Source organism: Rhodococcus sp. OS5 (assembly GCF_056837585.1).
In genome coordinates, this window is the sequence record NZ_CM166368.1 from 2,530,304 (window position 1) to 2,542,202 (window position 11,899).

Annotated in this window: 10 protein-coding genes; 5 read left to right on the forward strand and 5 right to left on the reverse strand. The window is 64.1% G+C overall.

Translation table 11 applies throughout. The features are described 5' to 3' along the window. Nucleotides 1-57: 57 nt before the first annotated feature. Complete coding sequence (locus ACVZUB_RS11965; protein WP_397523854.1) at nt 58-1,446, reverse strand: alpha/beta-hydrolase family protein; 1,389 nt, start codon at nt 1,444-1,446, stop codon at nt 58-60. Continuing rightward, nucleotides 1,443-2,117 (reverse strand): membrane protein, encoded by a 675-nt coding sequence (locus ACVZUB_RS11970; RefSeq protein ID WP_039973090.1) that lies wholly within the window; start codon nt 2,115-2,117, stop codon nt 1,443-1,445. Before ACVZUB_RS11970 ends, ACVZUB_RS11965 begins: the two co-directional genes overlap by 4 nt. A gap of 164 nt (nt 2,118-2,281) precedes the next feature. On the opposite strand from ACVZUB_RS11970, the gene ACVZUB_RS11975 reads away from it, so the two are divergent. The 4 genes from ACVZUB_RS11975 (at nt 2,282) to gatB (ending at nt 6,912) form a co-directional block, all read left to right on the forward strand. Next, complete coding sequence (locus tag ACVZUB_RS11975) at nt 2,282-3,556, forward strand: sensor histidine kinase (protein ID WP_208689632.1); 1,275 nt, start codon at nt 2,282-2,284, stop codon at nt 3,554-3,556. 9 nt (nt 3,557-3,565) lie between these two features. Beyond that, a complete protein-coding gene (locus tag ACVZUB_RS11980; protein WP_054187770.1) occupies nt 3,566-4,228 on the forward strand; it encodes a response regulator in 663 nt (220 codons plus the stop codon). 115 nt (nt 4,229-4,343) lie between these two features. Further along, nucleotides 4,344-5,375, forward strand: coding sequence for an ATP-dependent 6-phosphofructokinase (locus tag ACVZUB_RS11985; RefSeq protein ID WP_047271265.1), 1,032 nt, complete (start codon nt 4,344-4,346; stop codon nt 5,373-5,375). A gap of 25 nt (nt 5,376-5,400) precedes the next feature. Continuing rightward, on the forward strand, nt 5,401-6,912 hold the full coding sequence (gatB, locus tag ACVZUB_RS11990; protein WP_007729370.1) for an Asp-tRNA(Asn)/Glu-tRNA(Gln) amidotransferase subunit GatB: 1,512 nt from the start codon (nt 5,401-5,403) through the stop codon (nt 6,910-6,912). Nucleotides 6,913-7,000: 88 nt separating this feature from the next. Here the strand turns inward: gatB and ACVZUB_RS11995 are convergent, their stop codons facing one another. Beyond that, nucleotides 7,001-8,047: an NAD(P)-dependent alcohol dehydrogenase gene (locus tag ACVZUB_RS11995; protein WP_482628438.1), complete on the reverse strand. Its 1,047-nt coding sequence runs from the start codon at nt 8,045-8,047 to the stop codon at nt 7,001-7,003. 140 nt (nt 8,048-8,187) lie between these two features. Continuing rightward, nucleotides 8,188-9,318, reverse strand: coding sequence for a PQQ-dependent sugar dehydrogenase (locus ACVZUB_RS12000; RefSeq protein ID WP_003944688.1), 1,131 nt, complete (start codon nt 9,316-9,318; stop codon nt 8,188-8,190). A gap of 90 nt (nt 9,319-9,408) precedes the next feature. Between ACVZUB_RS12000 and ACVZUB_RS12005 the strand changes: the two genes are divergently transcribed. Beyond that, nucleotides 9,409-10,236, forward strand: a complete 828-nt coding sequence (locus ACVZUB_RS12005; RefSeq protein ID WP_003944742.1) for a DoxX family protein — start codon at nt 9,409-9,411, stop codon at nt 10,234-10,236. Between the two features lie 69 nt (nt 10,237-10,305). Here the strand turns inward: ACVZUB_RS12005 and ACVZUB_RS12010 are convergent, their stop codons facing one another. Continuing rightward, nucleotides 10,306-11,841, reverse strand: coding sequence for an amino acid permease (locus ACVZUB_RS12010; RefSeq protein WP_003944693.1), 1,536 nt, complete (start codon nt 11,839-11,841; stop codon nt 10,306-10,308). Between the last annotated feature and the right edge of the window lie 58 nt (nt 11,842-11,899).

The window sequence follows — 11,899 nt, forward strand, 5'->3', positions numbered from 1 at the left end:
CCTGTTTGCTGTGCGCCTTTATCAACCCCCCGCGGTTAATAAAGGCGCACAGCAGTTTCAGGAGCAAGTTCTCAGGGCCGTCCCCTGATCGGTTCCGTAGCGATGGCCGTGACCGGCGGGGACACCGAGCGAACCGAGCATGTCGACGGTGGTCTGCAAGAACGTGACACCCGGGATCCACTGCGGGATCGGTGCATCTTGCACGGCACGGCTCAGATCCGGCTTCTGCGTCGCGAGGGCGGGGGACCACCACACCACCGGGTCAGACGTGTTCGCTAGGACGGTTGCGCCGTCCGTCCCTGTCGCGCCGGCCGGGGGACCTGCCCACAACACGTCGCACGGGACAATGGGACTGCCCTCGGACAGTGCGGCGCTGCCGCCGACGGCGCCGAGGCTCTGTCCGTAGAGGAACAGGTCCGGTCGATCCTCGGCGGGCATGGCGGCAATGTGGCTACCGACAGCTGTGAACAGGGCGGTGGCTGATTCCTCGGCGTCGTTGCGGCTGAACAGGAATGTCGCCCAACTGGGTGCGTCGGAGTATTGCTGCCCGACTATTGCGACGTCGCCGCCGAACCGTTGCTCGATACCGTCGACTGCATGCGTGTCGATCCACCCCGATCCGGTCGGAACGGCCACTACGACGCTGTTGCGGGTAAAGCCGCCGACGCGATCGAGTTCGCTCACCGCGAGAGCGGCACGTGATGCAGTGTCGGGTGCCGAATCCAAACCGGCGTAGACGCGCACCGAGTCTTCGCCTGCTGCGACGAACTTGCGTCCCTCAGCCCCCATCGAGGTCCACGAGATGAGCGATTCGGAGCTGCCTGTCGCGGAGGCCGAAAGTGGCTGTGTCAGAGCGGTGTCGATGTACGCGTTGGACTTGTCGAACGAATCGGAAAGACCGTTCCACACGGCGGGACCGACTACCAACTGCACTCCGAGAACACCCATGACCAGTGCGCCAACACTCCGCGCGAAACCCATCCACCGCAGCGCCTTCGAAAGTCCGACCCCGAGGCCCCAGAGTGAAAGGGCGGTCAGTGCTGCAATGCAACCCGCCTCCGCCCAGTGGAGAAGTCCGGCAGACGGTGCGCCCATCGCCGCTCGCAACGAGTTCTGCCAACCGGCGGCGGCGAACATCGCAACTGCGGTGCCGGCAGTCGACAACCCGAACGCGGTGATGCGCCAATGACGTTCGTCGAATCGGGCCTTGACCCGGTCGGGGACGAGCCGACGGGCTACCGCGGAGAACGCCCACATCGCCAGTAGTCCGGCCGCGACGAGCAGACCGCTGAACACCCCTTGTAGTACGGCTGATCGCGGCAGGAGTCCGGGAGCCAGCGAGATGGCGGACATCGCTGCCACGGCGACGCTCGTGGACACGCGGGGGAGTGCGAGCGCCCCGACTCGGGCGAGGACGGGGGTCCGTGACGCATTCAGAACGCTCATGCTGCAATCGCTTTCGGGGAGTAGGAGAACTCGTTCGACGGGTCGAGGCGCCGCGATCGCATCAGGGTGAAGCCGAAGGCGGAGACTGCCAGAACACCGGCCGTGCCATAACCGAATCCCGATTCCGCGACCGGCGTCAGATAGCTTTGGCGCCAGGAGTTTCCGTTCACAGCCGTGACTGCTACATCGGCCATCGCGAAGCAATACCCTCGTGAGAGAAAGGACGTGCGGTCTTCACACGCGGCATGCATTCGCTGGTCGAGCTGACCGTCGAGGACCTGACGTGCCCACGGCCCCAGTTCCGTTCCGTGCGAATGCGCGTAGCGGAGTAGGTCGTAGCCTAGATCGTGCGCTTTGCAGGCCGAGTCGAATTCGTCGGGAAGTGGGACCGGCGACGAGCAGTCGCCGTGGGGATTGGCGAGGTATCCGTCGACGACGGCGGGGGTGTAACCGGCGAATGCCGCAAAGTCCGCCGGGATGGTGGTCGCAGCGTCAGCGGCATCCGCAGTAGTCACGGTGGCGATCGCCCTGGATGCGTTCGAATTCTCGGTGCGCGGCGACTGGGCTCCGCTCGCTCCGGCAGTGACCGTGATCGCTGCCGTTGCAGCCAGCGCCAGGGCAGCCCAGGTGCCGGCGCTTCGAGAGATGTCTTTCACCCGTGTGATCCGCATGCCGTTCACGCTATGAACGGACAATCCTGGCGGTCATCGCTCTGTGGAGGGGTTCTCCGACGCGCATTCGGGTGAGAATTCCCTCCCCTGTGATACCTCGGAGGTAGGGGGATCTCACTCTGCAGTATGAGGACTTTCGGGGTTCGCCTTCATAGGCTTGACGAGTGATCAAGGTCCGTAGGAAGAACAAGGGTGCACCGGATGTGCCCGCGCCGACATACGCCACCGCCGGGTCGATGCTGTCCGGCCTCGACGGGGCGGTCGTTCATTCGGAGAAAGTGCGTCGGGCAACCAGTTTCGTGGCCCGCGGTCAGTTCTGGAACATCGTCATCGTAGCGATCACTCTGATCCTCTATTCGATTGCCTGGCCGACACTGCAACTGACGCATCATGTTTCGCCGCCGATCATGCCCTTCGTCGCCGCGTTGGCTGCATTTCCGTTCGTCCTGATCCGGATCAACGCTCCGTTGGGGTGGGCGGTGTCGGCGGTCTCGGCGTTGATCATCCCGTTGGTGTTCGACAACACTCCCGGTTACGACTACCCGTGGCAGGTCGTCCACATCATCGTGCTGATGTCGTTGCTGGCCGCAGTGAGTCTGCGGGCGCCTATTCAGGTTGTCGGTGTCGCCTGGATCGCCACAGTGCTGCTCTTTCTCGGCAACGCCCCGGGAAGCGACGGCGCCGGTTGGGCTGTGGGGCTGAGTGCCCTGGTCGTCTTCTGCCTGTTGATCCGCTGGTTGGTCCTCTCGCGCCGCCAGTTGGCCAAGCAGGAGGAAGTCAGTGAACTCGAACGCACTCGACGCACGATCCTCGAGGAGAAGGCGCGGATCGCCCGCGACTTGCACGACATCGTGGCCCACCACATGTCGATGGTGGTCGTGCAAGCTCAGAGTGCGCCGTACAGACTCGATGCAGTCACTCCGGAGATCCGAACCGAATTCGAATCGATAAGTGAGACAGGGCGAGCAGCGCTCAACGAGATTCGTGGTCTCCTCGGAGTGCTGCGCAGCGACGGGGACCCCATGGTGACAGCTCCGCAACCGGGCGTCGACCAGTTGGACGAACTGTTGCTCGGCAGTACCCGTGCCGGTTTGCCGGTGTCGTGGCGAGTCGACGGCGATCGAGCGTCGGTCTCGGAATCCACGGGCCTTGCGCTCTACCGGATCATTCAGGAGTCGATCACCAACGCGGCCAGGCATTCGCCAGGCGGACCCATCGAGGTCGCCGTGGCATTCGGTCCGCAATCGGTGAGCGCGCTCGTGAACAACGGACCTTCGCCATTGGGTGGCAATCAGCACTCGGCGTCGGAAACCACTGGTGGCAACGGAATCCGCGGAATGCGAGAGCGGGCTTCGGCGGTGGGCGGCATGCTGCTGGCAAACCGGCGACAGGACGGAGGGTTCGAGGTCCGGGCCGAGTTGCCGTCGATGCCCGCCTAGGCTGTCCGAGTGCCCATCACAGTATTCATCGCAGACGACCAGGCGATGGTTCGACAAGGGTTCGGAGCCCTACTCTCCGCCCAGCCCGACATCAGCGTGATCGGCGATGCGCCGGACGGCAAGATCGCCGTCGCCGAGGTCGCGCGATTGCGTCCGGATGTGGTCTTGATGGATGTTCGCATGCCCGAGATGAACGGACTCGACGCTGCCCGCCAGATTCTGTCCGCCGGATGGGAACCGCCGGTGCGAGTCCTCATGCTCACCACTTTCGACATCGACGACTACGTCTACGAGGCCCTGAGCGTCGGAGCGAGCGGGTTCATGCTCAAGGACGCACCGGCTGAGGAGCTGATTCGGGCGGTACGCGTCGTTGCCGAAGGGCAGGCTTTGCTGGCGCCGACGGTGACTCGGCGTCTGATTGCCGATGTGACCAGCCGGCGGGCGGCCCCGCGCGCACGGCCCGAAGCGCTGGACGCCCTGACCCCGCGTGAGCGCGAGGTCCTCGAACTGATCGCCCGCGGATTGTCCAACGTCGAGATCGCCGAGCGGCTGTTCGTCGCCGAGCAGACCGTCAAGACCCATGTCGGAAAGGTGCTGTCGAAGCTCGATCTGCGCGATCGCGCCCAGGCAGTCGTGTTGGCGTACGAAAGCGGGCTCGTCACGCCGGGTTAGGGGTCCCGTGCGGCGCGGCGTTGCGGCTCGGCAACGCCGCTATCCTGCGGCAATACGGTGACTGGGGGAAGATGGACACCAAGATCCACAATCCGGTCACGAGAGGTGCTGCACTATGCGAATCGGAATCCTCACGGGCGGCGGCGACTGCCCGGGCTTGAACGCGGTCATCCGCGCCGTCGTACGTACGTCGGCCGGTCGTTACAGCAGTACCGTGGTCGGATTCCGGGACGGCTGGCGAGGATTGCTCGAGGACCGCAAGGTCCCGCTCGACTCCGATGACCGCATCAACCGCATCCTCACCCGCGGTGGCACGATCCTCGGCACCGCTCGCGTGAACCCCGACAAACTCCGTGCGGGCCTCGATCAGATCAAGCAGACTCTCGACGACAACGGGATCGACGTCCTGATCCCGATCGGCGGCGAAGGCACACTCACCGCGGCCAGTTGGCTTTCCGAGAGCGGCGTACCCGTGATCGGTGTGCCCAAGACGATCGACAACGACATCGATTGCACTGACGTGACTTTCGGTTTCGACACCGCCTTGGCTGTCGCCACCGACGCCATCGACAGGCTCCACACAACCGCCGAATCGCACCAGCGCGTCATGCTCGTCGAGGTCATGGGCCGGCATGCGGGCTGGATCGCGCTGCAGGCCGGACTGGCGTCGGGGGCACACCTGACTCTGGTTCCGGAACAGCCGTTCGACGTCGACGAGGTGTGCGCGATGGTCAAGAAGCGCTTCCAGCGTGGCGACTCCCACTTCATCTGCGTCGTGGCTGAAGGTGCGATGCCCGATCCCGCGTCGATGACCCTGCGCGAAGGTGGCATAGACGAGTTCGGCCACAAGATCTTCACCGGTGTCGCGCAGCAGCTCGGAAACGAGATCGAGCGCCGGATCGGCAAGGAAGTTCGCACCACCGTCCTCGGGCACATTCAGCGCGGTGGCACCCCGACGCCGCACGACCGCATCCTCGCCACTCGCTTCGGCGTTCATGCCACCGACGCAGCTCACCGCGGAGATTTCGGTCAGATGGTCGCGTTGCACGGAACGTCCATCGACCTCGTTCCGCTCGCCGAGGCGACCCGCAAACTCAAGACGGTGCCCAAGGAGCGCTACGAGGAGGCAGCCGCATTCTTCGGCTGAGCCGCAGACGCATAAACTGATCACCATGACTGCTGTCGATGCGCCCGACATCCTCGATTACGACGAAGTACTGACCAAGTACGAGCCTGTGATGGGTATGGAGGTGCACGTAGAACTCGGCACCGCGACCAAGATGTTCTGCCCGTGCCCCACCGAGTTCGGTGCCGAACCCAATACCCAGGTGTGCCCGGTCTGTCTGGGCATGCCCGGTTCGTTGCCGGTGGTGAACGCAGCCGCTGTCGAGTCCGCGATCCGGATCGGCCTTGCGCTCAACTGCTCCATCACGCCGTGGGGCCGATTCGCACGCAAGAACTACTTCTACCCGGATCAGCCGAAGAACTACCAGATCTCCCAGTACGACGAGCCGATCGCAACCGAGGGTTACCTCGACGTGATCCTCGACGACGGCACGACGTGGCGCGTCGAGATCGAGCGCGCCCACATGGAGGAGGACACCGGTAAGTCCCTCCACGTGGGTGGCGCTACCGGTCGTATCCACGGTGCCAGCCATTCGCTGCTCGACTACAACCGTGCGGGCGTTCCGTTGGTGGAGATCGTCACCAAGACCATCCACGGTGCCGGTGAGCGCGCCCCCGAGGTTGCTCGCGCGTACGTCACGGCGCTTCGTGATCTGCTGAAGTCCCTCGACGTCTCCGACGTCCGCATGGATCAGGGATCGATGCGCTGCGACGCCAACATCTCCCTCATGCCGATCGGTTCCACCGAACTGGGGACCCGCACCGAGACCAAGAACGTCAACTCCCTCAAGAGCGTCGAGGTCGCAGTTCGCTACGAAATGCGCCGTCAGGCAGCAGTTCTCGACGCCGGCGGTGAGGTCATCCAGGAGACCCGCCATTTCCAGGAAGGCGACGGCACCACCGCAGCGGGACGCCGGAAGGAAACGGCCGAGGACTACCGCTACTTCCCGGAACCGGATCTCGAGCCCGTCGCTCCGAGCGCCGAGTGGGTCGAAGAACTGCGCGGTACCTTGCCGGAGCTTCCCTGGATTCGCCGTGCGCGGATCCAGAAGGACTGGGGAATCTCCGACGAGGTCATGCGCGACCTCGTCAATGCCGGTGCCATCGATCTGGTGATCGCGACCACCGAGGCCGGTGCTTCGCCCGAGGCAGCGCGCTCCTGGTGGCTGTCCTACCTGTCACAGCAGGCGAACACCCGTGGCGTCGAACTCGGCGCTCTGCCGATCACCCCGGCGCAGGTTGCCCAGGTCGTAGCTCTCATCGACAGCGGCAAGCTCAACAACAAAGTGGCTCGCCAGGTCGTCGATCACGTCCTCGACGGCGAGGGTGACCCGGAGCAGGTTGTCGCGGCCCACCCGGAGTTGGTCGTCGAACGTGACGAAACCAAGCTCAAGGCAGCCGTCGACGAAGCGCTCGCAGCGAACCCCGACATCGCGGACAAGATTCGCAGTGGCAAGGTGCAGGCCGCCGGAAAGATCGTCGGCGACGTCATGAAGGCCACTCGTGGACAGGCAGACGCGGCTCGTGTGAAGGAACTTGTCATCGAGGCGTGCAGCTAGCGCACACTGAATTTCTGACACTGATGCCCGGCCGAATCGAATTCGGCCGGGCATCAGTGTTTTTCGCTGTCGTTTTGCCGCTGTCGGTCTACAGACCAGGGACCACAACCGCGCGGCCGCTGAGCGTTCCGGCGGCCAGTCGTCGATACGCTTCGGCGCCGTTGTCGAGACTGAAGGTCTCCACCGCGATGTCGAAGATGCCGGCGTGCGCCAGGTCGATCAATTCGATCAGCTCGTTGCGGGCACCCCAGTACGGAACTGTCACAGAAGCCTCGTAAGGACTTTGGAAGAACCCGACTTTGGCATGGGCCTGCCCGTCGCCGATCCCGACGATCGTGACGTCCGATCCGACGCCGGCGACAGCCATCGCGGTGTCGATGGTGGGCTGATAGCCGACGAAGTCGAGAACCAGTGCGGCGCCCCGACTTCCGGTGATCCTGCGGACGTTCTCGGCCGCGTCCTTGTCGGACAGGACCACTTCGTGAGCGCCTACCTTGGTTGCCAGTTCGAGCTTGTCCGCGCTCACGTCGAGTGCGATGACGGTTGCTGCCGAGAGGTGGCGGAGGAGTTGGATGGCGACATGGCCGAGACCGCCGGTACCGATGACGACGGCGTACGCGCCACCGCGAAGTTTCGGCAGTGAACGCTTGATCGCGTGATACGGAGTCAGACCGGCGTCGGTCAGCGGCACCGTCTTGACCGGATCGAGGTCGCCGATCGGGACGAGGTGGCGAGGTGAATCGACGATCATGAATTCGGCCAACGCGCCGGGTGCACCGAGACCAGGAGGATTGATGCCGAGTTCTTTTGCCCGAGAACAGTAGTTTTCGAGTCCTTGCGAGCAGTGCCAACAGCTGCCACAGCCCCAGGGTCCGTAGACGACGACATTGGTTCCGATGTCGAGTCCTTCGACGCCCTCGCCGACGGCGGCGACCCGGCCGGCGCCTTCGTGGCCGAGCGTGAGAGGAAGGCCGTAGGTGTACTGCTCTTCGGGCAGGCTCATGATGAAGTCGTCCGAGTGGCAGACGCCGGCAGCGGTGACTTCCAGGAGCACTTCACCTGGACCGGGCTCGGGTTTGGGAATCTCCGTGAGTTCGGGTTCTGCGCCGATTCTCGTGTACTGGATTGCCTTCATACCGACTCCTTTGTCGTGGTTGGGCCAACCGGTCCTGGCAAATGCGTGGTGTTTAGCCCCGCTAACAAAAGAGTACGCATCTGTGCATGTTCGGTCACGGGATCCGTGACCGAACAGACATGCTGCTCGGCGATCTCAGCTCAGTCGATCCCGCCGCTGCCACTCGGCATCGGGATCTTGACCACCTTGTCGTCGTTCGGACCCGGCTCGCCCGCGGTTTTGTTTATCGTGCTCGCCCACATCAAACCGTCGGATCCGAGTGCCAAACCGCCCAGCTGGCCGTACGTGTCTTTCGCCACTGCCGACGGCGCGGTCGTAACTGCTCCTGTTCCTGGATCTGCGGCCAGCGCCGAGATCGCTTTGCCGGCCCCCAGCGCGACAGCTACCACTCCCTGCGCCGCGATGCACCCGCCGACTCCGGGTCGGTCGGGCCACGTCCACGCGGGGGATGTCACCGTGCCGTCGGCGCCGACGCGTTGGAGGCGATCCTCGAGAGTGGTTCGGTCCGTGACCCACGTTGCGATTCCCGGATCGACGCACACGCCGCCGCCGTTTCCGATTCCGGACAGAACAACTTCCGGGCGAGGCGGCGCAGCGTTGGGTGTCAGCGATCGGACCCGCAAGAGTTTCCCCGCCAACGAGGCGGGATCCTGAGCAACCGCAGGGTTTCCGGTATCGCCTGTCAGAACCATGAGCTGGTCCGGGGCCGCGAACTCCAGTGACCCGCCGTTGCCGCTCGCGCCGCGCGGGATTCCACCGAGTACTTCCTTGGCGGTGTCACCCGGAGCGATGCGGACCACCCGGTTGTCCGTTCCGGTGGTGACGTAGGCATAGATCAGGTTGTCTTCGACAAACGTGGGGGAGAGTGCGATGTCGAGCAGGCCGCCGTCACCGCTGCCGTCGACGTCGATCTTGGCTACCTCGACCGGTGTCGTGTTGGGAGCTACCTGCATGATCCGGCCGGTCCGCCGTTCGGCGACCAGTCCGGAGTTCCCGTCCGGGAGTGTGACGAGCCCACCCGTGGTGTCGAGACAGGTTGCGATCACGGCGGTGTCGGCATCCTGACACGGTCCGAGGGGGCCGGTCCGCGGCGCCGGCGGCGTGGTCGACGGCGGCGGGTTCTCCGGCTGCACTTCCGCGCTGGCCTGGTTGGTCGGTTCGGGTGTGAACGGCGAGGCAGTCGATTCGTCGAAGTCGGCGCAACCTGCGAGCAACGATGTCCCGAGCACCAGCGCCAGTGCGCCCAGCGCTGCATGCCTACCCGTAGTCATGCCCAAGACGTTACGTAATGCACGGCAGATGCCGCCACGCCGGACCAAGGTTCCCCGTCGAGTTCGTGAATCGGTCATAGGCTCACCTACGTGACTGACGAGCGAAAAGATCCCAGCGAGTTGTCGGATGCGGACAAGCCGACGGGCAATGTGTCCAGTCCGTATGATTCGCCCACCGAACAATTTCCGACGGTGAGCGCCAAGAATCCGTTGCCGCGGACCGACGACGATCTCGATTTCGGTTCCACGAACGCCAACTCCCTGACCGAACAGATACCGACATACCGAGCACCTGGCGCGGATCAGCCGACCGTGGCTCTCGAGCGTGAGACGGCGTACGACGCTCCGATCGCCGCCGTCCCCACCGCCGAAGCCGTGGCAGGTACAACTGAGTCTCCGCGGGGCCGAGGCACTCTCGACCTCGGGTTGCTTGCACTGCGATTGGCCGTCGGTGGAACTGCGTTGGTGCACGGTCTGCAGAAGTTGACCGGTATCTGGAACGGGCCGGGGCTGAACGGGTTCGAGTCGATGCTGGCGGACGCCGGGTTCCAGCAGGCGAAGTGGATGGCGATACTCGGCGCCGTCGGTGAAGTCGCAGGTGGCGCCCTCCTGATCCTCGGGTTGCTGACTCCCGTTGCGGCAGCGTCGGTTCTGGCGGTGATGATCAATGCGTGGGCGCTGCGTCAGGCGAGCGCACCCGGCCTGGAGTACTTCGCCCCGGCCGGGACCGAGTACGAGATGCTGCTCGGAATCTGTGCGGGCGTCATCATTTTGACGGGACCAGGTCGTATTGCGCTCGACGGTCGTCGTGGCTGGGCAACTCGTCCGTTTATCGGATCGCTCGTGGTTTTGATCCTCGGTATCGCTGCCGGTGTCTGCACCTGGATCTTCCTGAACGGTGCCAATCCGCTCATCTGAAACTCGCGCCGTCGAACAAAACGAACCGCCGCTCTCCGAATCGGAGAGCGGCGGTTCGTTTGTGAAGGATCAGTCCTTGACGAGTACCGGGTCGGCGTTCGCGGACGGGATGGCCGTTCCGTCCTTGAGCTTGCGACCGAGGACCGACTTGCGGTGACCGTAGGCGAAGTACACGAGCACACCGATGGCCATCCAGACGAGGAACCGGATCCAGGTCTCGACCGAGAGGTTGAGCATCAGCCAACCGCAGGCGAGCACGGCGACGATCGGAACGAACGGCACCAGCGGGACGCGGAATCCGCGCGGCAGGTCGGGGCGGGTGCGGCGAAGGACGATGACACCGACACAAACCAGGACGAAGGCGAACAGCGTTCCGATGTTGACCATCTCTTCGAGCGTGCCCATGGGGAAGAACGCTGCCAGGACGGCAACGATGCCACCGACGATCAACGTGATGCGCATCGGGATGCCCTTGGCGTTGGTCTTGGCCAGGCTGCGCGGCATGAGGCCGTCACGGGACATGGCGAAGAGGACGCGGGTCTGGCCGAGCATCATGACCATGACAACTGTCGTGAGGCCGGCCAGGCCACCGAAGTTGATGGCGGTTTGTGCCCAACCGATTCCGTTGGCCTCGAATGCGGTTGCGAGGGTGGCGCTGGAATCGCCGACCAACGGACTGCCGTCCTTGAGTTCGGTGTACTTGACCATGCCGGTCAGTACGAGCGTGACGGCAACGTAGAGAACCGTGACGATGGCGAGCGAGCCGAAGATTCCTCGCGGCAACGACTTCTGCGGGTTCTTGGTTTCCTCGGCGGTGGTGGCGACGACGTCGAAACCGATGAAGGCAAAGAACACGAGGCTGGCGGCTGCGAGCAATCCGTAAGCGCCGTAGCTACTTCCGCCTGCGCCGGTCAGCCAGGAGAACAAGGTCTGATGGATTCCGCTTGCAGAACTCTCGGTTCCTTCGGACGGCGGGATGAAGGGGGAGTAGTTCTCCTTCTTGATGTAGAACGCGCCCACGACGATGACGAGCAGGACTACTGCGATCTTGATCGCGGTGATGATTGCGGAGACTCGCGAGGAAACCTTGGTGCCGATCGCGAGGATCAGCGTGATCGCGCCGATGATGAGCAGAGCGCCCCAATCGAAGCTGATCGAACCGATGTGGGCGGTGGTGCTTCCGCTGGCCCCGATGACGTTGCCGAGGTACAGCGACCAGCCCTTGCCGACGACGGCGGAGGCGAGAGCGAACTCGAGAATGAGGTCCCAGCCGATGATCCAGGCGGCGAACTCCCCGAACGTGGCGTAGGAGAACGTGTATGCGCTGCCTGCGACGGGGACGGTGGAGGCGAACTCCGCGTAACACAGCGCGGCGAGGCCACAGGCGATGGCAGCGAGAACGAATGCCAGTGAAATGGAGGGTCCTGCGACATTGCCTGCGGTTCGAGCAGTCAGCGTGAAGATGCCTGCGCCGATGACGACGGCGACTCCGAATACCGTGAGGTCCTTCGCGGTCAGTTCCTTCTTGAGCTTTGTCTCAGGCTCGTCGGTGTCCGCGATCGATTGCTCGACGGATTTGGTGCGCCATATGCCGACTCCGGGCATGTATTGCTCCTTGGTTGTTTCCCGTCGACCTTGTGGGTGACGGGCGGTGGCTGACTGT